The organism is Streptomyces sp. NPDC020731 (assembly GCF_044334705.1).
Lineage (GTDB): Bacteria > Actinomycetota > Actinomycetes > Streptomycetales > Streptomycetaceae > Streptomyces.
Genome location: NZ_JBIRTN010000001.1, coordinates 208,400 through 234,169 on the forward strand (window position 1 = coordinate 208,400; position 25,770 = coordinate 234,169).

Below are 25,770 nucleotides of genomic sequence, written 5' to 3' on the forward strand. Positions count from 1 at the left end.
GGCGCCTCACAGCCGAGCCGGACCCCGCGACCCCGGCAAGATCCAAACGGCATCTCCTGGACGCCTGCCGGGTTCCGTCCTGTCGCGGGTGCGGGCGGTCCGTGGCCGGCCGCGCCCACGCGGCGGAGCCGCGTATGTCACAGCCCCGCGCCCCTTGCGGGGCGCCGCACGTCCCGGAGATGTCACAGCGTCCCCGTAGAATTCACGCGTGGCTGGGCGGATCAATGATGAGGACGTGAAGGCGGTTCGGGACGCGGTTCCGATCGACGCCGTGGTGTCCGAGTACCTCCAGTTGCGGAACGCGGGCGGCGGGAACCTCAAGGGGCTCTGCCCCTTCCACGACGAGAAGTCGCCGTCCTTCCAGGTCAGCCCGAGCAAGGGACTCTTCCACTGCTTCGGCTGCCAGGAGGGCGGCGACACCATCACGTTCGTGATGAAGATCGACCACCTCTCCTTCTCGGAGGTGGTCGAGCGCCTCGCCGGACAGGCCGGCATCACCCTGCGCTACGAGGAGGGCGGGTACAACCCCAGCCACCAGCGCGGCGAGCGCATCCGCCTGGTCGAGGCCCACAAGATCGCCGCCGAGTGGTACGCGGAACAGCTCGCGAGCTCCGCCGAGGCGGAGACCGGCCGGGCCTTCCTCGCCGACCGCGGCTTCGACCAGGCCGCCGCCCTGCACTTCGGCGTCGGCTACAGCCCGCAGGGCTGGGACCACCTCACCCGCTTCCTGCGCGGCAAGGGCTTCAGCGACAAGGAGCTGATCCTCTCCGGCCTCTCCCAGGAGGGCCGCCGCGGCCCCATCGACCGCTTCCGCGGCCGGCTGATGTGGCCCATCCGCGACATCGGCGGGGAGGTCGTCGGCTTCGGCGCCCGCAAGCTCCACGAGGCGGACACCGGCCCCAAGTACCTCAACACCCCCGAGACCGCGATCTACAAGAAGTCCCAGGTCCTCTACGGCATCGACCTGGCGAAGAAGGACATCGCGAAGGCCTCCCGCGCGGTCGTCGTCGAGGGCTACACCGATGTCATGGCCTGCCACCTCGCCGGGGTGACGACCGCCATCGCCACCTGCGGCACCGCCTTCGGCGGCGACCACATCAAGATCCTGCGCCGGCTGCTCATGGACAACGGCAGCGCGCGCGTGATCTTCACCTTCGACGGTGACGCGGCCGGCCAGAAGGCGGCCCTGCGCGCCTTCGAGGACGACCAGAAGTTCGCCGCCGAGACCTACATCGCCATCGCCCCCGACGGCATGGACCCCTGCGACCTGCGCCTGGCCAAGGGCGACGAGGCCGTCGCCGACCTGACCGAACCCCGCACCCCGCTCTTCGAGTTCGCCCTCCGCCAGATCGTCAGCCGCTACGACCTCGACACCCCGGCCGGCCGTGCCGCCGCCCTCGACGAGGCCGCCCCGATCGTCGCCCGTATCAAGAACAGCGGTGCCCAGCACGAGGTCGCGGTGCAGCTCGCCGGCATGCTCGGCATCCTCGACACCCAGTTCGTCGTCAAGCGGGTCGCCCAGCTCGCCCGCTGGGCCCGCGACCGCGGCGGCAAGGGCCCGGCGCCGGACCGCCGGCAGCGCGGCGGCGACCCCCAGCAGTACGCCCCCGACCGGGCCGCCCCGCGCGGCCCCGCCCTCAACCTCCGCAACCCGGTCTTCGCCACCGAACGCGAACTGCTCAAGCTCGCCCTCCAACGCCCGGAGCTGGTCTCCCCGGCCTTCGACGCGTACGGCGTCGACGAGTTCACCGCCCCGCCCTACGCGGCCGTACGCCAGGCCGTCCTCGACGCGGGCGGCGCGGAGTACGGCACCCAGGACCCGCAGGAGTACCTCATCCGGGTCCGCGAGGCCGCCCCCGACGACGCCGTCCGCGCCATGGTCACCGAACTCGCCGTCGAGGCGATCATGCTGCACCGGGGTGTCAAGGGGGTCGACGAGACCTACGCGGGCGCCCAGCTGGTCACCGTCCGGCGTCGCGCGGTCGAGCGCCGCATCCGTGACGTCGCCAGCCGCCTCACCCGCCTCAGCGCCCACGGCGACCCGAGCGAACTGGCCGCCGTGCAGAACGAGTTGTGGGTGCTCCAGCAGTACGACCAGGCCCTGCGGGAGCACGGCGCGGCCGCGCTGTGAGGGCGGCCGGGGGTGGGCCCGGGTAATCGTCCGGTCACCGACCGGACGCAAAAAGTCATCGCACGCCCCTCGTGGGGACGATGTGTCGTACCCCACACTGGACCCGGTGCCTGAGTCCTCGGAGCGCGGCCGATCCGTCACCGACGGGTCCCGGACATCCGCGGCTGCGCTCATCGCGTACGGGACGGACAGCGGCGAGGCCGCCGACTCCGTCCCCGAAGTACCGCTGCCCCACCCCCCGGCAGCGATCATCCTGGAGGTCGCCCCCGTGCAGACCCGGACCCAGATCCAGACCCTCACCCAGCCCGACGCCGACGTTCTCGTCGCCGTGCCCGCGCAGAGCCGCGTCGCGCACCACCCCGAGACACCGCCCGAGCCGGCCGAACCCGTCGAGCCGGCCGCGCCCGTCCGCGCCGAGACCGGGGGTCCCTCCTCGGATCTGTTCCGGCAGTACCTGCGCGAGATCGGGCGCATCCCGTTGCTGACCGCCGCCGAGGAGGTCGAACTCGCCCGCCGTGTCGAGGCGGGGCTGTTCGCCGAGGAGAGACTGCGGCTGGCTCCCGACCTGGACAGCCGGCTCGCCGTCGATCTGGACCGGCTCGTGGTCATGGGCCGGCTGGCCAAGCGGCGGCTGATCGAGGCGAATCTGCGGCTCGTCGTGTCCGTCGCCAAGCGGTACGTGGGCCGGGGGCTGACCATGCTGGACCTGGTCCAGGAGGGGAACCTCGGGCTGATCCGGGCGGTGGAGAAGTTCGACTACGCGCGGGGGTACAAGTTCTCCACGTACGCCACGTGGTGGATCCGCCAGGCCATGTCGCGTGCGCTGGCCGACCAGGCCCGTACCATTCGCGTGCCCGTGCACGTGGTGGAGCTCATCAACCGGGTGGTGCGGGTGCAGCGGCGGATGCTGCAGGAGCGTGGGTACGAGCCGACGCCGGACGAGGTCGCCGCGCACCTCGACCTGCCGGCCGAACGGGTGGGGGAGGTGTTGCGGCTCGCGCAGGAGCCGGTCTCCCTCCACGCGCCGGTGGGCGAGGAGGAGGACGTGGCGCTCGGTGACCTCATCGAGGACGGCGACGCGGCGAGTCCGGTGGAGTCGGCGGCGTTCCTGCTGTTGCGGGAGCATCTGGAGGCGGTGCTGTCGACGCTGGGGGAGCGGGAGCGGAAGGTCGTCCAGCTCCGCTATGGGCTGGCCGACGGCCGCCCTCGCACCCTGGAGGAGATAGGCCGTATCTTCGGCGTCACCCGCGAACGGATACGCCAGATCGAGTCCAAGACGCTGAACAAGCTTCGCGACCACGCTTTCGCCGACCAGCTGCGCGGCTACCTGGACTGATACCCGGACTGACGGCACCCCGCGCCGCGCGGCCGCCGCGACGGAACGGCTCAGCTCTTCAACGGACCGCATGCGTAGGGGTTCTACGTATTTTCACTGACGTCGCACCCGTTGTGTTCTGCCACTGTCTTTCCAGATGTGGCCTCGGTACCGATGTGCCGGGCACAGGTGTCTGAGGAGTGAGCATGCGAGTGGACGGACTGCGGCGGGTTCCGGCGGCCGTGGCGATGCTGGCGGCAGCGGCCCTGCTGGCCGGCTGCGGAGGCGGCGACGAAGGGTCCGCGGACGGCGGCAGTGGTGCCGCGGCCGAGGGCTCGTCGAAGGAGACACCGGCCGGGCAGGCGGGCGGCGGTCCGCTGGACGCGGCCGGTCTGGAGAGCGCGGCGGTCACCGAGGCGGACCTGCCCGACTACACCTTCACCGTCTTCAAGCAGGGCACCGTCATCGGCGCCAAGGGTAAACCGGCCGACCCGGCGGCCTGCCAGCCCATCGAGGACATCCGCCTGCGCTCCCCCGAACCGGCACCGGCCGCGGCGGCGGCCCGCTCCGTCCACCCGAACACGGACATCCAGGCCACCGAGATCACGCTGTACTCGTACGACAAGGCGGCCGACGCCGAGGAACTCCTCACCCGCGTCCGCGAGGCGGCGAAGAACTGCCCCGCCGGCTACGAGGACGACACCGGCCTGAACCCGACCGTCACCGCCCTCGCCGACCCCGACCCCGGCCCGGGCGACGAGGCGCTCGCCTACCAGCGCGAGCTGTCCGGCACGGCGCACTGGTACCGGGTGGTGCGCAGCGGCCCCCACGTCGCCGTCTTCGGCTGGAAGAGCCCGGTCGCGAACAAGAAGGCGGGCGAGGCCCCGGACGAGGTGATCACCGCCCAGCTGAAGAAGCTGACGGAGACGGCGGGCACGGGCTGATCCGGGGACGCGCGCGTCCCCGGACCGGCCCGGGACGCGCGCGTCAGTCGACCTCCGCCACCGCCTGGGCGAACTGCGCCTTGTACAGGCGGGCGTACGCCCCGTCCGCCGCCAGCAGCTTCTCGTGCGCGCCCTGTTCGACGATCGAGCCGTTCTCCATGACCAGGATCGTGTCCGCGTCCCGGATCGTCGACAACCGGTGCGCGATCACGAACGACGTCCGCCCGTGAGCCAGTCGCGCCATCGCCTTCTGGATCAACACCTCCGTGCGCGTGTCCACGGAACTCGTGGCCTCGTCCAGCACCAGGATCACCGGGTCCGACAAGAACGCCCGAGCGATCGTGATCAGCTGCTTCTCACCCGCGCTGACCCCCGACCCCTCGTCGTCGATCACCGTGTCGTACCCGTCGGGCAGCGTCCGGACGAACCGATCGGCGTGCGCCGCCCGCGCGGCCTCCTCGATCTCCTCCCGGGTGACCTCACGGGACGTCCCGTACGCGATGTTCTCCGCGATCGTGCCGCCGAACAGCCAGGTGTCCTGCAGCACCATGCCGATGCCGGACCGCAGCTCGTCCCGGGACATCCGGGCGATGTCCACCCCGTCGAGCGTGATCCGCCCGCCGGACACCTCGTAGAACCGCATCAGCAGGTTCACCAGAGTCGTCTTGCCGGCGCCCGTCGGGCCGACGATGGCCACGGTGTGGCCCGGCTCGACCTTCAGCGACAGGTCCTCGATCAGCGGCCTCTCGGGGTCGTACCGGAACGACACGTGCTCCAGCGCCACCCGCCCGCGCAGCCGCTCCGGCCTCTCGGCCGGTGAGACGTCGGCCTTCTGCTCCTCGGCGTCGAGGAGTTCGAAGACCCGCTCCGCCGAGGCGACACCCGACTGCACCAGGTTCGCCATCGAGGCGACCTGCGTCAGCGGCATCGAGAACTGCCGCGAGTACTGGATGAACGCCTGCACGTCACCGATGGACAGCGTGCCCGACGCGACCCGCAGACCGCCGACGACCGCCACCAGCACATAGTTGATGTTCGACACGAAGAACATCAGCGGCTGCATGATGCCGCTGTTGAACTGCGCCTTGAACCCGGCCTCGTACAGCGCCTCGTTCTCCTCGGCGAACTGCTTCGCCGACTCCTCCTGCCGCCCGAACACCTTCACCAGGGTGTGCCCGGTGTACATCTCCTCGATGTGCGCGTTGAGGGTGCCGGTGCTGCGCCACTGCTGCACGAAGTGCGGCTGCGACCGCTTGCCGACGCGCGTGGCGACGACGAACGACAGCGGCACCGTCACCAGCGCGACCAGCGCGAGGATCCAGGAGACGTAGAACATCATCGCGAGCACACCGATGATGGTGAGCAGCGAGTTGATCAGCTGGCCCATCGACTGCTGGAGCGTCTGTCCGATGTTGTCGATGTCGTTGGTGGCGCGGCTCAGCACCTCACCGCGCTGCCGCTTGTCGAAGTACGACAGCGGCAGCCGCGACAGCTTCGTCTGCACGTCCTCGCGCATCCGGAACATGGTGTGGTTGACCGCCCGGTTCACCAGCCGGGTCGCGACCGCCATCAGCAGACCGGCGACCAGGAACACCACCAGCGCGAACAGCAGGATGTTCCCCACCGCCGTGAAGTCGATGCCCTCGCCGGGGGTGAAGTCGGTGCTGCGGAGCATGTCGGCGACATCGCCCTCGCCCCGCTCCCGCATCGAGTCGAGCACCTGTTCCTTGGTGGCGCCCTCCGGCATCTCGCGTCCGACGATGCCCGCGAAGACCAGGTCGGTCGCCTCGCCGAGGATCTTCGGTCCGATCACGCTGAGGCCCACGCTGAGCACGACACAGGCCAGCAGCCCGTAGATCGTCAGGCGCTCCGGCCTGAACCGGGTGATCAGCCGTTTGCTCGACCCCTTGAAGTCGATCGTCCGCTGGTCGGGGCCGCCCCCGGCCATCATCCGTCCTCCGGGCCCCGCCATCAGGCAGCCTCCGCTTCCGTCAGCTGGGAGAGCACGATCTCCCGGTAGGTCTCGTTGTCCGCCATCAGTTCGTGGTGCCGGCCGGTGCCGACGACCCGGCCCTCGTCCAGGACCACGATCCGGTCGGCGTCACGGATGGTCGCCACCCGCTGGGCGACGATCACCACGGTCGCCTCGGCCGTCTCCCGTCCGAGCGCCGCCCGCAGGGCCGCGTCGGTGGCGTAGTCGAGCGCGGAGAAGGAGTCGTCGAAGAGGTAGATCTCCGGGCGCTGCACCAGCGTCCGGGCGATCGCGAGCCGCTGGCGCTGACCGCCGGAGACGTTCGTCCCGCCCTGCGCGATCGGCGCGTCGAGGCCGCCCTCGAGCCGCTTCACGAAGTCCTTGCCCTGTGCCACCTCCAGCGCGTGCCACAGCTCCTCGTCCGTGGCGTCCGGATTGCCGTAGCGCAGGTTCGTCGCCACCGTGCCCGCGAAGAGATACGGCTTCTGCGGTACGAGTCCGACCGTCCTCGCCAGCAGCGCCGGCTCGACGTCCGCCACGGGCACGCCGTCCACCAGCACCTCCCCGTCGGTCGCGTCGAACAGCCGGGGGACGAGACCGAGCAGCGTGGACTTGCCGCTGCCGGTGGAACCGATCACGGCGGTGACCTCACCGGGCCGCGCCACCAGGTCGACGGCCTTCAGCACCGGCTCCTCGGCGCCCGGGTAGCGGAAGCCCGCGCCCCGGACCTCCAGATGCCCGTGCCGGCGCAGCTCGGTGACGGGCACGACGGGCGGCACCACGCTCGAGGAGGTGTCCAGCACCTCCTGGATGCGCTCGGCGCACACCTCGGCGCGCGGCACCATCATGAACATGAAGGTGGCCATCATCACGGACATGACGATCTGCATCAGATAGGCGAGGAACGCGGTCAGGTCACCGATCTGCATCCCGCCGCTGTCGATGCGGTGCGCGCCGAACCACACCACCGCGATCGACGACAGGTTCACCACCGTCATGACCACCGGGAACATCAGCGCGAGCAGATTGCCCGTGCGCAGCGACATGTCGGTCAGTTCGGTGTTGGACTTCCTGAACCGCCCCTGCTCGTACTCGTCCCGCACGAAGGCGCGGATCACCCGGTTGCCGGTGATCTGCTCGCGCAGCACCCGGTTCACCGTGTCGAGCCGCTCCTGCATGGTCCGGAACAGCGGACGCAGCCGCCGTACGATCAGCGTCACGCAGATGCCCAGCACCGGCACCACGGCGACCAGCACCCCGGACAGCGGAACGTCCAGGCCGAGCGCCATCACGATGCCGCCCACGCACATGATGGGCGCCGACACCATGAGGGTGAACGTCATCAGGGCCAGCATCTGTACCTGCTGGACGTCGTTCGTCGTACGGGTGATCAGCGAGGGCGCGCCGAAGTGGCCCACCTCACGCGCCGAGAACGACTGCACCCGGTCGAACACGGCGGCGCGTACGTCCCGTCCCAGTGCCGACGCGGTCCGGGCGCCGTAGTACACGGCACCGATGTTGCACACGACCTGAGCCAGCGAGATGCCGATCATCAGGACGCCGTAGCCCAGGATGTGACCGCTGTCGCCCTCGACGACACCCTGGTCGATGATGTCCGCGTTGAGCGTGGGCAGGTAGAGCGAGGCGCAGGTCTGCAGGAACTGCAGCAGCACCAGCAGGGCGATGGGTCTCTTGTAGGGCTCGAGGTGGGTCCGCAGGAGTCGTATGAGCACGCTGAGTCTCTCGGAGTGGTCGGCGAGGGCGTTGGTTGCCCCTGGCCCCTATCGTCGAACACTCCACCTGTGTTACCTCAACCGAATTAATCCACCGGCTCGTGCTACAGGTGGAACGCCCCCGGATGCGTCTGCTCGCGCACCGACACGTACTGCTGACGCACCGCCTGCCCCACCGCCAGGTCCTCCCCGGGATCCAGCACCTGCGCCACCGCGCCCTGCCAGACCGGCGGAGTGCGCGGATCGAGTGCGCCCTGTGACACGCCGAGCGCCCAGGCCGCCTGCCGGGCCGCGCCGATCGCCGCGTAGTCCGCGGGCTGTGGCACCACCACCTGCGCCCCGAACAGCGCGGGTGCCGCCGACTGCACGGCCGGCAGTTCCGCGGCGGGACCCAGCAGGAAGACCCGCCGCACCTCCACGCCCCGTCCGCGCAGCACGTCCAGCGCGTCGGCGAGCCCGCACAGCATCCCCTCGAACGCGGCCCGCGCCAGATGCTCCGGCTTCATCGACTCGCGACGCAGCCCGGCCAGCGTCCCGGCGGTGTGCGGCAGGTTCGGGGTGCGCTCGCCCTCCAGGTACGGCAGCAGCACCAGCCCGTGCGACCCCGGCGTCGACTTCATCGCCAGGTCGGACAGGCTCTCCAGATCGGGCAGCCCGAGCAGCTCGGCGGTCCCGCGCAGGGCGCGTACGGCGTTCAGGGTGGTGACGACGGGCAGGTGCATGCCGGTCGCGTCCGCCAGAGAGGTGATCATCCCGTGCTGGTCGACGAGCGCCTCGGGGTGCACGGCCATCACGGAACCGGACGCGCCCAGCGACACCACCGCGTCGCCCAGTCCGATGCCGAGCCCGAACGCCGCCGCCATCGTCTCGCCCGTACCGGCGGAGATCAGCAGCCCCTCCGGCGTCGTGCCGGCCGCGTCCGACGGGCCGATCACCTCGGGCAGCATCGCCTGGTGCCCCAGCGCCAGCTCGACCAGATCGGGCCGGTAGCCGCCGGTGGCCGCCGCCCAGTACCCGGTGCCGGAAGCCCCGCCCCGGTCGGTGGTGCGCCGCACCGGCCGGCCGAGGAGCTGCCACACCAGCCAGTCGTGCGCCTGCAGCAGCACGGCGGTGCGCGCCGCGTTCTCCGGCTCGCTGCGGGCCATCCAGCGCAGTTTGGTCACCGGCTGCGCGGCCCCCGGCACACAGCCCACGGCCTGCGCCCAGGCCTCGCGCCCGCCGAACGCGTCGAGCAGATCGGCCGCCGCGACCTGCGCCCGTTTGTCACCGCCGGTCATCGCCGGCCGCACGGTGTTGCCCTGCGCGTCCAACGGCACCAGCGCGTTCTGCTGCGCGGAGACGCCGATGGCCTGCACGCCCTCCAGCAGGCCGCCGCCCGCGGCCTCGCCCAAGGACAGCAGCCAGGCCTGCGGGTCGACGTCGGAGGCGCGAGGGCCACCGTCGGTGCTCTGTACCGGATGCTGGGCATACCCCTGCCTGAGCACGGCTCCGGTGTCCGTGTCACAGACGACGATGCGAGTGAAATCCGGCGCGCTGTCCAGTCCGGCGACTATCCCCATACGGCGATTTTGCCGCATGGGGAGGGGTGAGTGGGGCGGGGGTGAGTGCGGGAGGCGTTCTTACGTGTTGCTGGTGCCCCAGCCGTCCTCCGACGGGCCGTGGGCCGTGCGCTCGCGGAGGGCGTGAACCCGCTGGGCGACCGAGTCGGGCATGCGGTCGCCGACCTTGTCGCTGACCGCGTGGTACGCCTTGTCCGCGAACTCGCGGCCCTGCTGCGCGGCACTCTCCGCGGTGTTGCGGACGGCGGGGTTCTTCGTGAACTGCTGCGCGGACCTCTTCATCTGCTCGTAGCGCTCGCGTCCGGCTTTCGTGCCCAGCACGTAACCCAGGACGACTCCGGCGACGAACGTGAGCCGGTAACGCATGGCGGCCACCCTTCCCGTTGTTCCAGTCTGCGTAGGTATCCGGTGCGGCGACAGCGCCGAGGAGTACCGATTGGCGGAGCACCCCCCTGCTTGCGCTAATGTATGTGTCGCAGCGAGCGCGCGCCCTCTGGCGGATACCCAGGTGGATGCGTTCGATGCAACGAGACATTCCTCGGTAGCTCAATTGGCAGAGCAGCCGGCTGTTAACCGGCAGGTTACTGGTTCGAGTCCAGTCCGAGGAGCTCGGTCCCCTGTAGCTCAATTGGCAGAGCAGCCGGCTGTTAACCGGCAGGTTACTGGTTCGAGTCCAGTCGGGGGAGCATGTTGAACGAGGACCCCGTAGGGGTCCTTTTTCATGTCCGGGGGAACCGTGCGAGGCTCGGCGCAGTCTCCATGGTCACCAAGACCGTACGCAGCCGACCAGCCGAAGCAGGAGATCGTATGAGCGGCTATGCTGCGGCAGACGGCGCGCACACATGTACGCGACACGCCGTTATGGGGCGGTAGCTCAGCCGGTTAGAGCAGCGGACTCATAATCCGTCGGCCGTGGGTTCGAGTCCCACCCGCCCCACCCCGCGCCCCTCGCGGCACCCCCCGGACGACACGGCGAAGCCGCTGTCCGGCGGTCCCGTCGCCGGAGACGGGGGCGTCCGAAGGGTCGCGTTCGCCCTCCGCCCGGGACGGGGTCGAGTGCGGTATCTCGGGGTGCTCCACTCGTCGTCGTCCCGGTGGAAGTGCGCTTCAGGCGGGTCTGCCCTGGCCTCTTGTGGCGATCCACCCGAGAGGGCGTCGTGGAAGGCTCCCACGACCGCTGAGGCAGCGGTCCTGCCTCACCGCATCGAGGCGCCGGGTCGACACCGCGCAGTACAAGCTCACCCAGCGAGGGCGGCACCGTGCCGCCGGAGCCATCGACCTCCTGGTGTGCGCGACGGCGGTCCATCACGGTCACACGGTGCTTCACGGGGACACCGACTTCGCCACGGTGGGGGCGGTCCTGAAGGAAGTGCAGCAACGGGACGTACGACCGCACTGACCGAGGCGGACCGTTGTGCTGCTCGTCCGGGGCCCGGCGCAGATGGGATGAACGGCTGCCTCGCGAGAGGTTCACCTGTGGTCCCTGTCCCACCGGAACGCCCCGGCTCGATCACCTACGGAGGACGATCGGTCAGCCGAGGAAGTCCAGCACGCGGCGCCAGGTCAGCTCGGCAGCAGCCGGGTCATGGCCGGGATGCCCAAGGTCGGTGTAGAAGTGACTGGCGCCCGCATAACGGAAGATCTCCAGATGGATGCGCTTCTCCGTTGCCGCTCGACGGAGTGCGGCAACGTCCTCGGGCGGTGCGAAATCGTCCGGTTCAGCCGCATGCAACTGCATCCTGAGACCTGGGCGCACGGATGCGGGCAGGGCGGTAGTGGCGTGCAGGAGCAGGACGCCGAGGGTGTCCGGGCGCTCGGGCCACAGCTCGGCAACGACGCCTGCGCCCATTGACACGCCGGCGAGGACGGCCCCGCCCGGCATGTCCCCGAGGGCTTGTCGGGCGCGGTCGACCACTGTTCGCCAGCCGATCCGTTCGACCAGCTGGTATCCCTCGTCGATAGTGGCCGCGGTCTCGTGGCCGAAAAGGTCGGGGGCGGAAACCTCATGCCCGGCGCGTCGCAGTCGCTCGGCTGCGAGGAGCTCGACCGGGCGCAGACCGAGGACCGAGTGGAACAACGCGATGTGCATGATGGCTTCCCGCGGGGGCATCGAGACGGAGGGCGACCCTAGGCAGTACGCGTGGTGAGATCCTCGTCCGTGACGGGGCGGACCACACGGCAGGGCGTCCCGAGCGCGACGCTCATCGGGGGAATGCTGCGGCTGACGACGCTGCCGGCGCCGATGACCGACCCGTAGCCGATCCGGACGCCGGGCAGGACCACGACGTTGCTGCCGATCCACACCTTGTCCTCGATCACGATCGGCTCGGAGAACCGCCCGAAGTCGGCTCGGCGCGCGGGATGCACCGGGTGTCCCGTCGTGGTCAGCGTCACACTGGGCGCGATCATGACTCCGTCGCCTATACGAATGTCCACGTCATCGACGAACGTCAGGTTCACGTTCCCGAAGAAGTCGTCGCCGATGTGGACGTTGCTGCCGAACCCGGCGTGGAACGGTGGCAGCAGCACCGTGCGTTCGCCGACGGAGCCGAAGATCGCAACGAGCAGCGACCGACGCCTCCCACATTCGCTCGGGGGCGTTCGGTTGTACTCGAAAATCTGGTCCGCGCGACGGCGGGGCGCCTGGAAGGCCGCTTCGGACTCCGTGTAGACGAGCCCCTTGGCGATCCGGTCGAGGACTTCTTCGTGGTGAGTATCGGCCACAGCGGGACGCTCCCTTCATCTGATTCTCCGGATCGGCCCGGAAGGTGCCGGCCACCGATTGCGGCTGCTGGTGTCGCTACGCTGTCTCGCGAGACCCGAGTGTCTCCGTCAGGTCCCGCGCTGTCACTCCCTTCCTGGTTGACGAACCCGCTCGCGTGTCTGTCTCCACCCCTGGTCCCAACTCGGCCAGACGCTTGGCGAATTCCTGGACGATCGTGTCGTTCGGGGCGGCGCTCTTCGCCGCCCGGTACGCCTCCGCTGCCTCGCGGATCCGACCGAGGCGGCCCAGCGCGTCCGCGCGGACGGCGGGCAGGGCGTGGTGGCCGGTCAGTTCCTTGGGCGTTCCCAGGGCATCGACGGCGTCCAACTGCGCCTGTGGACCGTCGCGCATCCCGAGGGCGACCGCGCGGTTGAGAGCCACGACCGGGTTCACGCGCAGGGTGAGGAGACGGTCGTACAACGCCACGACGGCCGCCCAGTCGGTCGCGGCGGCGACCGGGGCGAGGGCGTGTTGCGCGGCGATCGCCGCCTGGAGCGCGTAGGGGCCACCCGACGCGACCGTCTCGCGGGCGAGGCGCACGCCCTCGGATATGAGCGAGCGGTCCCAGCACCTGCGGTTCTGGTGCTCCAGCGTGATCAGGCTGCCGTCCACGTCGAGCCGGGCGGCGCGCCTCGAGTGCTGGAGCAGCAGCAGCGCGAGCAACCCCCGTGCCTCCGGCTCGTGCGGTGCCTCGGCGGCGACGAGCCGGGCGAGCCGGATGGCCTCCTCAGCGAGCGGGTCGCGGACGGTGCTCCCGTCGCTGGGCGCGTATCCCTCGGTGAACACGAGGTATATGACGGCGAGAACTCCGTCCAGCCGCTCGGCGCGTGCCCCGGGCAGCGGCACCCGGTAGGGGATTCCGGCGGCCGCGATCTTGCGCTTGGCGCGCAGGATCCGCTGCGACACGGTGTCCTCACTGACCAGGAAGGCACGGGCGATCTCGCGCGTGGTGAGGCCGCCGACCGCCCGGAGGGTCAGCGCCACCCGGGATTCGAGGGGGAGCGCCGGGTGGCAGCAGGTGAACACCAGTCGCAGCCTCTCGTCTCCGGGCGGCGGCGGTTCGCGGACCGCCTCGATCGCGGCGACCTCGACAAGCTTGCCGCGCTCGGTCGTCCGGCGGCGCAGCACGTCCAGGGCACGGTGCCGGGCGGCGGTCACCAGCCACGCTCCGGGTCTGCGCGGCACCCCGTCACGCTTCCAGGCCGGCAGGGCGCGGGCGAACGCCTCCTGCGCACAGTCCTCGGCCAACTCCCAGTCGCCGGTGAGGCGCACGATCGTGCCGAAGACAACGCCCCACTCGCCGCGGTACGCCTCGGCGAGCGCCGCCCGCACCTCCGCCGGCCCGGTTCTCACGAGAAGTCCGTCCAGAACTCACGCAGCTCGGCGATCCCGGACCGCGCCATGGGACAGCGGGAGAGGTAGTCGATCGCTTCCTCCCACTCACCGTCGATGAACACGATTCCGGTCACCCACTCCGCCATGTCCGTGTACGCGCCGTCGGTGATCAGCAGTTCCCCTCCGCGGCGGCGCACGAGAGTGGCGTCCTGGACAGGACGCAGGTGCTCGCCGCCGAGGTAACGGCCGGAGGCGAGACCCTCACGGACCCACTCGGCCACCGAGGCGGGATCAGGTTCGAAGGCCGGCGCGCTCGGGTCCGTCCTGAGGATCCCGAGGAAGCGGGAGGCGGGCGCGTCGCCCTCGTGCGGGACGTTCCCGGTACCCGGACCGAGATCGAGCGGTTCGACCGGCCGGATCTCGATGCGTCCGCCGGTCGCCATCGGGTGCGAGGCGGCGACCTCGATCGCCTCGTCGAGGTCGGCGGCCTCGACGAGGTCGTACCCGGCGATCCACTCGGTCGTCTCGGCGAACGGGCCGTCGGTGACCAGCACCCGGTCTTCGCGGACGCGGACCGTCCTGGTCTCGGCGACCGGCTTGAGCGGCATCCCCTCCACACGGACGCCGCGCTCACTCCACTTCTCGACCCATGCCTCCGGGTTCTCGTCGGCCGACTCTCCGGCGGGGTCGGTGGCGACGAACAACACGTACTTCATGACCGTTCTCCTTCCGAACGTTTCACGAGGACGACGAAGGGCCTTTGCCCAATCCGACAGAACGGCGAGGATTCCGTCGACGACAACTGCCTCTCGGCTCCGGCCGAGGAGTTGAGCTGCCTGGGGCGTGCCGCGCCCGCGCCCGTGCTCGCCGCTGGGCGACCGTGCCGGAAAGCATATGTCCGGTGCGTGAAGCGGATTTCGCGAGCTGGACGGCGCTGTTCGAGGAGCCGGAAGCCGTGGAACCCGACGGGCGCGAGGCCGGTGACCCGCCTGCCGGACGGCCGGGCCGGCAGAGTGGACCAGGAGTGGAAAACCGTTCGACAGGCCGGGACCCGGCCGTCATGATGCGCACGGTGACGACTCCTGAGCGGTTCCTGACGATGGCCGCCGCCCGCAACAACGCCGAGTGGTGTGCAGCGATGAGCCGATCGCACGGCCTGGAGTCCGAGTTCGGATCGCAGGCCTGGGCCGCTCCGGTGCGGACCCCTCTCTTCTACCCCGACGCGGTGACCCTGGCGCCCGGCGCGGACGGGACCGCACTGGTGGCCCGGATCGACACCGCGGCAGCCGGCGCCTCGGTCAAGGACAGTTTTGCCGACCTCGACCTGACCGGGGCCGGCTTCGAGGTGCTCTTCGAGGCGCGGTGGATCCACCGCCCGGCAGGGACGCCCGCCCCCGCCCCCGCCCCCGAGCTCCGCTGGGACGTGGTGGGGGACCGGGAAAGGCTCAGGGCCTGGGCACTCGCCTGGGACGACGGGGACGGCAACGCGCATCTCTTCCGTCCCGGACTGCTCGACGACCCCGAGACGTTCGTGCTCGCCGGACGGTCCGCCGACGGCCGCGTGGTCGCCGGCGCGGTGGCGAGCCGCAGCGAGCAGGTGGTCGGCCTCTCCAACGTCTTCGCACGGGAGGGGGGCGGCCCCGACAGCGCATGGCCGGTCGTGCTGCAGGCGGTGAGCCGGCTGTTCCCCGACCTTCCCGTGGTCGGGTACGAACAGGGCGATGAACTCGCGGCGGCCGTCCGGGCCGGGTTCAAATCGGTCGGCCCGCTGCGGATCTGGATCCACCACGGTGAGTGACCGGACCTCACCCGTGGCAGTCGCTCCCCGGAGTCGGACCCGCCTGCCACGACGCCCGGGGATGTCCGGGAAGCCCCGTCTCCGGGGCGCTGCCCTTCCGGTGTGATGCAGCAGAAGCATGATCGTGGTCGGATGGATCGCGTTTCCCGGCTCGTGGCGAGGTACTTCCGGTCCTGGACCGCAGGTGGCGGCCCAGTCGGGCGAAGCCCCCTCACCTGGCGACGCGGGAGCCCCGCGGACATGGGGACATCGCGTGGCGGCGCGTCAACGTCGGTCTTGGCCCAGGAGCTGCGGTTGCCGCCGTCCTTGTATGGAAACGGGTGGCTGTGCCCGTTGTTCCGGCATCGTCGCAGGTGAGAGGCGTCACTCTTATGGGTTCGTGTCCCACCCGCCCCACCCCGCGCCCCTCGCGGCACCCCCGGACGACACGGCGAAGCCGCTATCCGGCGGTCCCGTCGCCGGAGGCGGGGGCGTCCGAAGGGTCGCGTTCGCCCTCCGCCTGGGACGGGGTCGAGTGCGGTATCTCGGGGGTGGTCCACTCGTCGTCGTCCCGGTCGCCCTCGGCCTGGGACGGAGTGTGTTCGCTCAGCTCGCTCATGGTGCTGCCTCCCGATCGCGGGGCCGGTGGTCGTCCGTCGCCGGGTACCCCGCGTGGGCCGGTGTCACCGTGCCGAGCGGCGGGCCAGGGCCCGCGACAGGGCGGTACGGACCTCCTCGGGCGGAGGAGCGCCCTCCGCCTCCGCGCCTGCGGTGAGCGCCTCCGCGACCGCGCGGAGCTTGGTGTTGGACAGCTGGGACGCCTCCCGCAGAATGTGCCAGGCCTCGTCCGAGGTGCATCCGTACGTGGCCATCAGGATGCCGCGGGCCTGGTCGATCACCGGGCGGGAGGCGATCGCCTGCCGCAGCTGCTCGACCTCCTCCTGGAGCAGGTGCAGCCGCTCCTCCCGCTCCAGCGCCACCGCCGACACGCTCCGCGGCGGCACACCCTCCGGCACCGGGGAGCGCAGCGGGTCCGTGGTGTCGAGGCCGGCGAGTTCCAGGATGCGGCGCGGCTGGCCGTTCCAGCGGGTGGCCGTGACCGGCATCGACCGCCGCCGGCCGTGGTCGCGCAGCACCTCCAGGAACTCCAGTCCCGCCGTGTCCATGAAGTACACGCCGCTCATGTCCACGTCGACCCGGGCCGTGCCGGCGGGCAGCCGCGCCAGCTTCTCGGCCAGGGCCCGGGCGCACCCGCGGACCAGTTCGCCGCGCGGGGTGAGCAGCGCCCGGTCCGCGTCCATGCGACCGCCGATGACCAAGGTGTTCAGCCCCCCCGGGGGAGGGGGTGATGCCGCAGAGGTCATGTCACCGCCTTGTCGGTGCTCGTGGGTGGTCGGGGCGTTCGGGGCGGGTTCGGCCGCCGCCGGCACCGGAGCGGTAGGCTGCGCACGGTCCCGGCTGCGCTGTGGGTGCGCCTGCCCGTCCTGCGGCGTGCTACACACCGGGCCGGGGAATGGCCGGGAACCGACAGGGCACGTAGAGACCCGGGAGTGTGGGGAGACGGGTGTTGGGCAATCGTCACCGGACGCCGTACGGGCCCGGGACTCCGGCGCCGTGTCTGACGGTGCGCCCGCTGGAGGGCGGCCGCGGTGTCCGCGCGGCCGGGGAGATCGCCCTGGCCACGCGTACGATCTGGGAGCGCGCGCTGGAGCAGGCGGTGCGTGAGGGTGAGGCCGTGTACTACCTGGAACTGTCCGAGGTGACGTTCGTCGACGTCGCGGGTGCCGGAGCGCTCGCGGCGGCGGCCGGGCGTCTCGGGGACGGCCGCCGGTTCGTGGTGCACCGCCCGCCGCCCGCCCTGCGCCGGGTGCTGGACGTGTTCTGGCCCGACCTGTCGACGATCGAGGTGTCGGTGTCATGAGTGCCGCGGCCGAACCCCTGGAAGCCCCCTCCGGTCCCTTCGTCCACCCCGCCCTCTTCTACCGGGACGACGAGGAGTACCTGGAGGGCACCGTCTCCTTCGTGCGCGAGGGACTCGCGGCCGGCGAGCCCGTGGCGGTCGCCGTGCCCGGTGACCGGCTGCGGCTGATCCGGGACGCGCTCGGCGACGACGCGGACACCGTCCGCCTCCTCGACATGCGCGAGGCCGGACGCAACCCCGGCCGGATCATCCCCGGCGTGCTGCGCGCCTTCGCCGACAGCCGGCCGGACGGGAAGCGGGTGCGGATCATCGGCGAGCCCATCTGGGCCGGCCGCTCCGCGAGCGAGTACCCCGCCTGCGTCCAGCACGAGGCCCTGATCAACGCCGCCTTCCGGGGCCGCGCGGCGACGATCCTGTGCCCCTACGACGCCGTACGCCTGCCCGCGCACGTCCTCGCCGACGCCCACGCCACCCACCCCACCGTCATTCCGGCCGGCGCCCGCCCGGTGCGGGACAGCGAGGCGTACGCCCCCGACGCGGTCGTCGCCCGCTACAACGAGCCGCTGCCGCTCGCGACGGACGCGATGACCTTCCCGTTCGCCGCCGAGTCGCTGAACTCGGCCCGGCACGCCGCGTCCGACGAGGGACGGCGGCTCGGCCTCACCGGCGTCACCCTGGGCGACCTGGCCATCGCCACGGCCGAGCTGACCACCAACAGCGTGGTGCACGGCGGCGGTTCGGGGGAGCTGCGGATCTGGGCCGAGAACGGCCACGTGCTGTGCGAGGTGCGCGACAAGGGCCGGATGACCGACCCCCTCGCGGGGCGCCGCCCCGCCTCCCGCGATCAGCGCGGCGGGCGCGGCCTGCTGATGGTCAATCTGATCGCCGACCTGGTGCGCGTGCACACCGGGGACGAGGGCACGACGATCAGATGCTGGTTCCCCCGCTGACGGCTCTCTCGGCCGTCCGTGCCCGCGGGGGTGTACGGGGTGGGGGTATGCCGACCGGCCTGCCGGCGGCCCTCCTGATCGCCCGTGCCCGCGGGTGCGCGCCGGGACGGGGGTGTGCCGGTTCGTCCGCCGGCGCCCGCCCGGTTCAGGCCCGCAGCGGGTCCAGCACGATCGGTGCGATCCTGCCCTCCAGCATCTCGCCCAGCCCCTGTACGGCGCAGAGCTCCGGCCGCTCGGCGATGTGCACCGGCATGCCCGTCGCCTGACGCAGCATCTGGTCCAGGCCCGGCAGCAGGGCGCTCCCGCCGACCATCATGATCCCCCGGTCGACCAGGTCGGCGACCAGGTCCGGCGGGCACTCCCGCAGCACCTTGCCGATGCCGTCGAGGACGGCGGTGAGCGGCGTCTGGATGGCCCGCCGCACGGCGGCCGTGTCGACCCGCACGGAACGCGCCAGACCGGTGGCCACGTCCCGCCCGTGGATCTCCGTCGACTCCGGGCCCTGCGGGGTGAGTCCGTTGCCGTGCAGGGCGAGCTGCAGGGGCCGTACGGACTGGCTCGGCAGCATCAGCTCGTGCTGGTGGCGCAGGTGCTGCACGATCGCGTTGTCCACGGCCTCACCGCCGACGGGTACGCGCTCCGCCGTCACGATCGCCCCGAGGGAGAGCACGGCCACCTGCGTGGCCGCCGCACCGCACACCATGATCATGGTGGCCTCGGGCCGTTCCACCGGCAGACCGCAGCCGACGGCGGCGGCGATGAGCGTGTCGACCAGCTCCACCCGGCGGGCGCCGAGACCGACCAGGGTCTCGATCGTGGCGCGCTGGGCGAGCGGATCGGCGTCGTGCGGGACACAGGCCGCGGCCCGCAGCCGGGGCCTGCGGCGCAGCGTGCGGCGCGTCTTGTCGCCGATCAGCTGCCGCAGCATGCGCTGGGCCATCTCGATGTCGACGACCGTGCCGCCGGAGACGGGACGTACGACGCGGATGTAGTCCGGCGTACGGCCCGTCATCTTCTCCGCGAACTCACCGACCGCCATCAGCGCTCCGGTACGGGTGTTCACGGCGGCGGTGGACGGCTGGTCGACGACGAGCCCGGCGCCCTTGACGTACACCCGGGTGCGGGCCGCCCCCAGATCGACGGCGAAGTGGCAGCGGCGCAACTGCTCCAGACTGGCGGTCACGGCGGATCCTCCCGAGTGCGCACCCAGCGGCCCGCCGGGTGGCGGACCTCTCAGGCATCGTGCGCGGCGGGCGGGGGCGGGCGCCTTTCCTGGGGGGCCGGGTGGGGGGCCGCCGAACGGGGGGTGGGGTCAGGAGTCACCGAGCGACGGCAGGGAGCGGACCGCTTCGAGCAGCGGGCGCAGGCCCGGCACGGTGAGACTCGCCGGACCGGACCGGCGGGGGACGCCGTCGGTGTGCCGGCAGCCGATGAAGGGCACACCCGCGGCTCCGGCGGCGGCGCTCTCGACGGCGGTCGACCCGATCATCACGCAGCGGGCCGGTGCGGTGCCGAGCCGGTCGAGGGCGCGGTGCAGGACGTCCGGGTGCGGCATCAGCCGGGCGAGGTCGGCGGACCGGCCGTGCACTCCGCCCGCCAGGTGCGGCGTGAGGCCCGACCGGTCCGCGAAGGTCTCGGCCGCACCGGCCGCGTGATCGGTGACCACGGCCAGGCGCAGCCCCCGGGAGGACAACGCGCGGACCAGCTCCATGGACAGCGGTGCGGGCCGGGCGGTGCGGGCGGCTCGTGTCTCGTGGCGGTTCAGTTCCACGCGCAGCTCCTCCACCGAAGGGTTGGCCGCGAGCGCGCGCAGCAGTTCGAGGGGGGTGACGTCGTTCCCCGCGAGTGCCACCGGGCGGCCCTGCGGTACCAGTGGCCGCCCGCCGGACAGGGCGTCCTTCGGATCCCGCCCCTCGACGGCGATGCGGGCGAGGTCCCGTACGATCTCGGCCGCCCGTTCGTCGTCGAACAGCCTGGTGAGCGTGGTGTCGAAACCGAGGATCACGGCGTCGGCGGAGAGGAGCACCTCGGTGGGGCCGATCGCCGTGTGCCGGGCGGGGGGCGACGCGGGGCCGGCGCCGACCAGGAGATCCCAGCGCACGGTGCAGCCGGGTACGTCGTGCGGTCCGAGCCGGTCCAGGAGCGCCTGCTGCAGCCGCCGCGGACCGGCGAAGGGAAGGCGGTCGAACGCCGCACGCAGGAGCGTCACGACGTGACGACGGATGCGGCCTTCCACGTCGTGCGGGCCTTCCGCCACCAGAGCGACCGGGTCGGACACCTGCCACGTCGCCTCGCCCCCGACCACGGCGACGGACCCGTTCGGCAGCTCCGGGCCCCTCTCCTCCAGCGCCGTGCGGTGCTTGGTCAGGTCGACTTCGTAGTAGTGGTCGGCACCGGGGACGCGGCTGGTGCTCAGCCGGCCGCCGGGCAAGGTGTAGACGACCGTCCTCGTCAGGCCCTGCGACGGCGGGAGGTGTGCGGCGGGCAGGGGATAGGGACCCAGCACGGGGCGCGGAGGGCCGGTGTCGCGGGGGACGGGACGGTGCCAGCCCTCCGTCGGGTCGCCGCCCAGGGGCTGGAGCGGCCCGGTGACGTCGGGGTCCGCCGTCAGTTCGTCCCGCAGGGAGGACGCGAGGGCGACAACGCCGTGCGCCTCGGACGATTCCAGCGCTTCTCGGACTGCCGCCTCGTCGGGCGCCTCGGCTCGTCCTTCGTCCCCCATGCGCCGGACGGTCACGATCAGCCGGGGTCGGCCCACCCCCCTGAGCAGATCCGGGAACCCCTCCATGAGGGCGAGCAGCAGTGGCCCCGGCCCCACGCCGGCCGGGGCGAGGAGCGTGTAGCCCTGGGCGAGTGCGGACAACCGGCACTCCTGGGCCGGCACCCCGCTGTCCATCAGCAGCCGGGTGACCGCCCGTCCCAGGGCCGCCACGGTGTCGGGGTGCTCGGGGCCGTCCGCCCAGGTGAAGAAGAAGCCGGTGCGGGCCTCGGACGGGTCCGCGGGACCTGGGCCGGTGGGTGCCTCGGCGCCCTCCTCCTCCGAGGCGGACGGGCGCGCTTCGGGCGGGATTGCGATCGGCCGGGAGGCGTACGCGGGCGGGTCGCTCAGCGGGTCCGGGGACGCAGCCGATGTCGGGTCCCAGGCGGGGTACGTGCCCTCCGGCAGCTCGTCCGGTGCGGCGAGCGGGTCGTACCCCGGGTCGTCGGACGGGGTTTCGGACGCCGGGTCCGGCGCGTCGTCGCCGAGCTCCGCGCGCAGTTCGTGTCCCAGGGCCAGCAGCTCCGGGTGACGGCCGCCGGCCAGTTCGTACTCCTCGTACGCCGCCAGGGCTTCCTCGGCCCGGCCCTGGCGTTGCAGGGCGATGAGGTGGAGGCGGCGGAAGTCCTCACGGGAGGGGTGGGCGCGGACCAGGGCCTCGAGGTCCGTCGACGCGCGCGCCGGCTCCCCCAGGTCCAGGGCGAGTTCTGCGCGTTGGCGGTGGAGGTTCAGGCGGAGCTGGGCCAGGCGGGTGCGGGCGGTCCGGGCGGCGGGGCCGGGGACGTCCGCGAGGGGATCGCCGCTGTGCCAGAGCCCCAGCGCCTCGGTGATCAGCGCGTGCGCCTCGGCGAGGGCGTTCCGCCGGCGTGCTTCGTCGGCCCGGCGGACCAGATCCTCGCAGTGCACCAGGTCCACGTAGTCGGCACTGGTGTGCAGCGCGAAGCCGTGGGAGAGCGTCGCCAGCACGCCCCGTCCCAGGGCACCGCGCAGCCGGGACGCCGTCGCGCCCAGCACCGCCATGGCGTCGTCCGGTTCGTCGCGCGTGCTCCACAGCCCCCGCCTGAGCTCGTCGTGCGTCACGGTACGGCCGTGCTTGAGCAGCAGCATGGCCAGCACGGCACGCTCGTGCGGTCCCAGATCGGCGGAGTGGCCGGCGAGTTCGACGCCGAACGGGCCGAGGGCGTGGTAGTAACGCCGTTCGTACGTCGCTTCGGCCCGGCGCGGCAGTTCCGGATCGAGGAGCAGGTCTCTGCCCTGGGCCTGCACCCCGAGGGAAGGAGACATCAGTAGTTCGAACGTGTGCGCGTACTTCTCCCTCAGGTCCTGCGGGAGATGGCCGAGGTTGCGCGGGTCGATGGGAACCGTCAGCCGTGAGGTGCCCCACGCCAGCATCAGCAGCACCTCGCACAGCGCCCGCAGATCCTCCGACCGCCCTTTGCGGCTCGAGGCCCGGCCGGGTTCGAAGAGGCTGAGTTTCACCGTTCCGTCGGGCATGAGCACCACCCGGGACAGACCGAGCCCGCCGTGGGCCAGGCCCGCCGAGTGCACCGCGGTGAGCGCCCGCGCGAGCTGGGCTCCGACCGACACCAGCAGGGGCGTGGGCAGATGGTAACCGTTCGGTGCGGTAAGGGAGTTCAGGGCCACGCCGTTCAGATGCTCCATGACGACATACGGAACGTCGCCGTTGATACCGACGTCGTGGATCCGGACCACGTTCGGGTGATCGAGCTCTCCGAGCAGCCGCGCGTCGCGCAGGAACGCCGCGTGCCGGGCCGGGTCGGCGAGCGTCTCGTGCAGCCGGAGGACGACCGTACGGTTCGCCTCCGTGTCCTCGGCCTGCCACGTCGTCCCGCTCGGTCCGAGCCGTCGCACCAGCCGGTAACGGCCGCCCACCGTACGCGGGACCGGGGGCCGGTCGAGGCCGGGCGGTGTCACGTCCGCACCGGTGAGCCGCCGTGCGCTCTCGATGCTGACCGCCGCGATCGCCTCGCCGTCCACGGCGGTCGCGGTGCCGGACCGGGCGGGCACCGACGCCCGGAAGTCTCCCGGTGCCCGGCCCGCCCGGTCGTCGATCAGGGCGCCGACACGATGCAGCAGGGCGGTGGTGTCGTGCCGGGCCGAGCGGGGCAGGCCGCGCAGCAGCAAGTCCCGTACACCGGGACGGAAGGCGTAGGAACCAGGTGGCCCGGGAGCGGCGGTGAGCATGCCGCTGAGGATCACCTCGGCGAGGTGCTGGGGGCGCGGGTCCGGGTCGATGGCGGCCTGCACCAGACGCATGACCGGCAGATCGGGACGGCCCAGGGCCAGACGGCCGGCCAGGCGGAAGGCCTCCGGGGAAGCGGTGCCGCGGAAGCGGAGGACCAGGTCTTCGGGGGCGAGACGGCCGAGGTCCGTATGACCGTCGACGTCCGCCGGGAAGGGCCGGCGCAGGTCGGCCACCGCAGCAGGGAACCCCGTGCCGCCCGGGGACGCGATCAGCTGCGCCCAGTTCGCCAGCCAGTCCGGAGCCGGTTCCAGCACGGGAAGCGGCAGAATCCCGTCCGATGCGTGCCGCACCGTCGTGCCGGGGGTGTCGTAGGGCGTGAACGTGAGCGCGGTGGCGGGCGCGGCGGGGCGCGGGGCCGAGAGCCGGCCCGGGGTGCTGGGCAGGGCCGTGTCCCGCCACAGGTGTTCCGGGAGCGGCTGGACCACGGCCAGGGGCATGCGGTGGGCCCAGCGGCGGAGGATGCCGTACCACAGGACGCCGGCGCGTCCCCGGCGCCACTGCGGACCCATGCAGTCGCTGATCACCAGAGTGACACCGCGGCCGTCGGCCGGGGCGTGCGCGCCGGGACCGCGCACCGCACCGTCGGGGCCGACGGACAGCAGGGTCACCGTGCGGAAGACGCCGGACTGGGCGAGTGCCGTGTGCAGTTCGCGGATCAGGGGGCGCCACACGGGCATCGTGGGGCCGGTGTCGTGCACCAGGTTCAGCCGCAGCCAGCGTTCCCGGGCGGGCCGCATGACGGGCAGCCACCCGTCGGGAGCGGCGTCGAGACGGGCGATGCGGTCGGCGGTCGCCCGCTCGTCCAGTTCCCTGCCCACGGGAGCGTCAACCCGGCGTTTGAGCGGGCGCAGGGACCGCTGCAGTGCCAGAGACCGGCGCAGCATCGGGGGCGCCGGGGCCAGGAGGGCGGCGTGGGGTTCGCCCGGCAGGCCGTGGGAGGAGCCCGGGGAGGGCAGATGGAGGGGAGCGCGCGCGGGATCGGAGGGAGGGGCGTGCGGAGCGGGTGGGGGCGGGTGCGGTGCGGACGGTGGAGTCCCGGTGGGCTGCTCGGGGGTGGTGGGCCCGGGCGGCGGCGGGTGAGGCGGGTGCGGGCCGGTGCCGGGTTCCTGGTCCATGGTCCGCGCCAGCCAGAGCAGTTCGGCCAGTTCGAGTGGAGCCGGGCGCACGCCCCCGGCCGTCTCGGCCAGTACGTCGGCCAGGCGGGCCAGGGCCTCCGGAGAGCCGGCAGCCTCCAAAGGCCGCTCAGAAGGCATCGGTCTGCGGGGTCTGCCCCAGGTACGGCATCAGCTGCTCCGCCAGGTCGTCGAGGGACTCCGCGTCGAGTCCGGAGGCGTCGGCCAGATAGATCGCGTTGAGGAGCTGGTCGGTGGCCAGGTCCCCGGCGCCCGCTCGGGTCAGGAAGCGCTCGATCAGGCCCTGCGCGTACGCGTCGGGTTCTCCGAGGTGTGCGCGGACGATGCCGGCGAGTTGCCGGTCGTCCGGCTGCCGCAGGCGCAGCGTGACACAGCGGCGCAGGAAGGCGGGCGGGAACTCGCGTTCGCCGTTGCTGGTGAGGACGACGAAGGGGAAGGAACGGCAACGGACGCGGCCGTGCTCGACCGGCACTCGTTCTCCGGTGCCGTCGACCATGACCTCGGCCCTTCCCCGGGGGCGGTGCCGGGCTGTGCGCAGCAGTTCGGGAATCTCGTACTGGCCCTCCTCCAGCACGTTCAGCAGGTCGTTGGGCAGGTCGAGGTCGCTCTTGTCGATCTCGTCGATGAGCAGGGCGCGGGGGCGGGTGTAGGGGAGGAGCGCGGTGCCGAGAGGACCGAGGCGCAGGTGGTCCTCGACGCCCGATCCGTCAGCGGACGGGTCACCGGTGACGCCGGCGGACGAGTCGCCCGGTGGCTTGCCGTACCGCTCGACGGGGAGTCCGGCCGTCCGTCGTGCCGCGTACAGACGGGAGAGCGGGTCGTAGTGATAGAGGCCGTCGTTCAGCGTGCTGCGGCTGGTGATGTTCCACCGCAGCACCGGGCCGAGGCGCAGCTCGCGGGCGACCGCGTAGGCGAGCGAGGACTTGCCGGTGCCGGGCGGGCCGGTGACCAGCAGTGGGCGGCGCAGGTACAGGGCCGCGTTGACGAGCTGGACCGTTCGCGGTGTCGCCCGGTAGGTCGTGGCGCGGTGGCTGCGGTCGGGGGAGACGGCGGAGGCGTCGGCACCCGCGTCGGGCGGGTCGAGTGCGGGGCCGCCGTCGAAGGCCCGCCAGGGCGGGGGCGGCGGCAACTGCGCGATGCCGTCGTGCGGCTCCTCGGTGCCGGTGTAGACGGGCCACAGGGGCATGGGCTCTTCTCCGTGAGGGCTCGGCG

19 protein-coding genes, 3 tRNA genes and 1 pseudogene are annotated in these 25,770 nt (G+C 72.1%); 10 read left to right on the forward strand and 13 right to left on the reverse strand.

From position 1 onward, the window contains the following. The first annotated feature begins 208 nt into the window (after positions 1 to 208). From dnaG to ACH4VX_RS00950, 3 genes are all read left to right on the forward strand, one after another. Entirely contained in the window at positions 209 to 2,131 is a 1,923-nt protein-coding gene (gene dnaG / locus ACH4VX_RS00940) for a DNA primase (RefSeq protein ID WP_398364781.1), read from the forward strand. A 106-nt stretch (positions 2,132 to 2,237) separates the two neighbouring features. After that, the gene (locus ACH4VX_RS00945; RefSeq protein ID WP_398364783.1) at positions 2,238 to 3,467 is read left to right on the forward strand and encodes an RNA polymerase sigma factor; all 1,230 of its coding nucleotides are present in this window, start codon (positions 2,238 to 2,240) and stop codon (positions 3,465 to 3,467) included. A 185-nt stretch (positions 3,468 to 3,652) separates the two neighbouring features. Beyond that, positions 3,653 to 4,390 carry a hypothetical protein gene (locus tag ACH4VX_RS00950; RefSeq protein ID WP_398364785.1) on the forward strand — a complete coding sequence of 246 codons (738 nt, stop codon included), beginning with the start codon at positions 3,653 to 3,655 and terminating at the stop codon, positions 4,388 to 4,390. Between the two features lie 43 nt (positions 4,391 to 4,433). Here ACH4VX_RS00950 and ACH4VX_RS00955 read toward each other — a convergent pair whose 3' ends face one another. The 4 genes from ACH4VX_RS00955 to ACH4VX_RS00970 all read right to left on the reverse strand — a co-directional run bounded on the left by ACH4VX_RS00955 (position 4,434) and on the right by ACH4VX_RS00970 (position 10,020). After that, complete coding sequence (locus ACH4VX_RS00955; RefSeq protein ID WP_398364787.1) at positions 4,434 to 6,362, reverse strand: ABC transporter ATP-binding protein; 1,929 nt, start codon at positions 6,360 to 6,362, stop codon at positions 4,434 to 4,436. Next, positions 6,362 to 8,095: an ABC transporter ATP-binding protein gene (locus tag ACH4VX_RS00960; RefSeq protein WP_398364789.1), complete on the reverse strand. Its 1,734-nt coding sequence runs from the start codon at positions 8,093 to 8,095 to the stop codon at positions 6,362 to 6,364. The genes ACH4VX_RS00955 and ACH4VX_RS00960 overlap by 1 nt, the downstream gene beginning before the upstream one ends. Positions 8,096 to 8,199: 104 nt before the next feature. After that, positions 8,200 to 9,654 (reverse strand): FGGY family carbohydrate kinase, encoded by a 1,455-nt coding sequence (locus ACH4VX_RS00965; RefSeq protein ID WP_398364791.1) that lies wholly within the window; start codon positions 9,652 to 9,654, stop codon positions 8,200 to 8,202. Positions 9,655 to 9,714: 60 nt separating this feature from the next. Next, positions 9,715 to 10,020 (reverse strand): YtxH domain-containing protein, encoded by a 306-nt coding sequence (locus tag ACH4VX_RS00970; RefSeq protein WP_398364793.1) that lies wholly within the window; start codon positions 10,018 to 10,020, stop codon positions 9,715 to 9,717. Between the two features lie 169 nt (positions 10,021 to 10,189). On the opposite strand from ACH4VX_RS00970, the gene ACH4VX_RS00975 reads away from it, so the two are divergent. The 4 genes and pseudogenes from ACH4VX_RS00975 to ACH4VX_RS00990 form a co-directional block, all read left to right on the forward strand. Further along, positions 10,190 to 10,262 (forward strand) — tRNA-Asn (locus tag ACH4VX_RS00975). A 5-nt stretch (positions 10,263 to 10,267) separates the two neighbouring features. Beyond that, positions 10,268 to 10,340, forward strand: a tRNA-Asn gene (locus tag ACH4VX_RS00980). Positions 10,341 to 10,517: 177 nt separating this feature from the next. After that, a tRNA-Ile gene (locus ACH4VX_RS00985) sits at positions 10,518 to 10,591 on the forward strand. A gap of 273 nt (positions 10,592 to 10,864) precedes the next feature. Next, positions 10,865 to 11,053: pseudogene (locus ACH4VX_RS00990) on the forward strand (VapC toxin family PIN domain ribonuclease); the annotation flags it as partial. Positions 11,054 to 11,185: 132 nt separating this feature from the next. Here the strand turns inward: ACH4VX_RS00990 and ACH4VX_RS00995 are convergent. The 4 genes from ACH4VX_RS00995 to ACH4VX_RS01010 form a co-directional block, all read right to left on the reverse strand. After that, positions 11,186 to 11,743 carry a dienelactone hydrolase family protein gene (locus ACH4VX_RS00995; protein ID WP_398364795.1) on the reverse strand — a complete coding sequence of 186 codons (558 nt, stop codon included), beginning with the start codon at positions 11,741 to 11,743 and terminating at the stop codon, positions 11,186 to 11,188. Between the two features lie 38 nt (positions 11,744 to 11,781). Beyond that, positions 11,782 to 12,378, reverse strand: coding sequence for a sugar O-acetyltransferase (locus ACH4VX_RS01000; protein WP_398364797.1), 597 nt, complete (start codon positions 12,376 to 12,378; stop codon positions 11,782 to 11,784). A 76-nt stretch (positions 12,379 to 12,454) separates the two neighbouring features. Further along, on the reverse strand, positions 12,455 to 13,771 hold the full coding sequence (locus ACH4VX_RS01005; protein WP_398364799.1) for an RNA polymerase sigma factor: 1,317 nt from the start codon (positions 13,769 to 13,771) through the stop codon (positions 12,455 to 12,457). Then, complete coding sequence (locus ACH4VX_RS01010) at positions 13,768 to 14,469, reverse strand: YciI family protein (RefSeq protein ID WP_398364801.1); 702 nt, start codon at positions 14,467 to 14,469, stop codon at positions 13,768 to 13,770. Before ACH4VX_RS01010 ends, ACH4VX_RS01005 begins: the two co-directional genes overlap by 4 nt. A 347-nt stretch (positions 14,470 to 14,816) precedes the next feature. Between ACH4VX_RS01010 and ACH4VX_RS01015 the strand changes: the two genes are divergently transcribed. After that, positions 14,817 to 15,551, forward strand: coding sequence for a hypothetical protein (locus ACH4VX_RS01015; RefSeq protein ID WP_398365386.1), 735 nt, complete (start codon positions 14,817 to 14,819; stop codon positions 15,549 to 15,551). Positions 15,552 to 15,990: 439 nt separating this feature from the next. Here the strand turns inward: ACH4VX_RS01015 and ACH4VX_RS01020 are convergent, their stop codons facing one another. Both ACH4VX_RS01020 and ACH4VX_RS01025 read right to left on the reverse strand, forming a co-directional pair. Next, a complete protein-coding gene (locus ACH4VX_RS01020) occupies positions 15,991 to 16,149 on the reverse strand; it encodes a hypothetical protein (RefSeq protein WP_398364802.1) in 159 nt (52 codons plus the stop codon). Between the two features lie 64 nt (positions 16,150 to 16,213). Next, a complete protein-coding gene (locus ACH4VX_RS01025; RefSeq protein WP_398364804.1) occupies positions 16,214 to 16,894 on the reverse strand; it encodes an ANTAR domain-containing response regulator in 681 nt (226 codons plus the stop codon). A 203-nt stretch (positions 16,895 to 17,097) separates the two neighbouring features. On the opposite strand from ACH4VX_RS01025, the gene ACH4VX_RS01030 reads away from it, so the two are divergent. Together ACH4VX_RS01030 and ACH4VX_RS01035 are read left to right on the forward strand one after the other, a co-directional pair. Beyond that, positions 17,098 to 17,451, forward strand: coding sequence for an STAS domain-containing protein (locus tag ACH4VX_RS01030; protein WP_398364806.1), 354 nt, complete (start codon positions 17,098 to 17,100; stop codon positions 17,449 to 17,451). Next, positions 17,448 to 18,401: an anti-sigma factor RsbA family regulatory protein gene (locus ACH4VX_RS01035; protein ID WP_398364808.1), complete on the forward strand. Its 954-nt coding sequence runs from the start codon at positions 17,448 to 17,450 to the stop codon at positions 18,399 to 18,401. Before ACH4VX_RS01030 ends, ACH4VX_RS01035 begins: the two co-directional genes overlap by 4 nt. Positions 18,402 to 18,546: 145 nt before the next feature. Here the strand turns inward: ACH4VX_RS01035 and ACH4VX_RS01040 are convergent, their stop codons facing one another. The 3 genes from ACH4VX_RS01040 to ACH4VX_RS01050 all read right to left on the reverse strand — a co-directional run bounded on the left by ACH4VX_RS01040 (position 18,547) and on the right by ACH4VX_RS01050 (position 25,744). Continuing rightward, positions 18,547 to 19,584 (reverse strand): rod shape-determining protein, encoded by a 1,038-nt coding sequence (locus tag ACH4VX_RS01040; protein ID WP_398364810.1) that lies wholly within the window; start codon positions 19,582 to 19,584, stop codon positions 18,547 to 18,549. A gap of 129 nt (positions 19,585 to 19,713) precedes the next feature. Further along, the gene (locus ACH4VX_RS01045) at positions 19,714 to 24,678 is read right to left on the reverse strand and encodes an SAV_2336 N-terminal domain-related protein (RefSeq protein ID WP_398364811.1); all 4,965 of its coding nucleotides are present in this window, start codon (positions 24,676 to 24,678) and stop codon (positions 19,714 to 19,716) included. After that, positions 24,668 to 25,744, reverse strand: coding sequence for an AAA family ATPase (locus ACH4VX_RS01050; RefSeq protein ID WP_398364813.1), 1,077 nt, complete (start codon positions 25,742 to 25,744; stop codon positions 24,668 to 24,670). The genes ACH4VX_RS01045 and ACH4VX_RS01050 overlap by 11 nt, the downstream gene beginning before the upstream one ends. Positions 25,745 to 25,770: the final 26 nt, after the last annotated feature.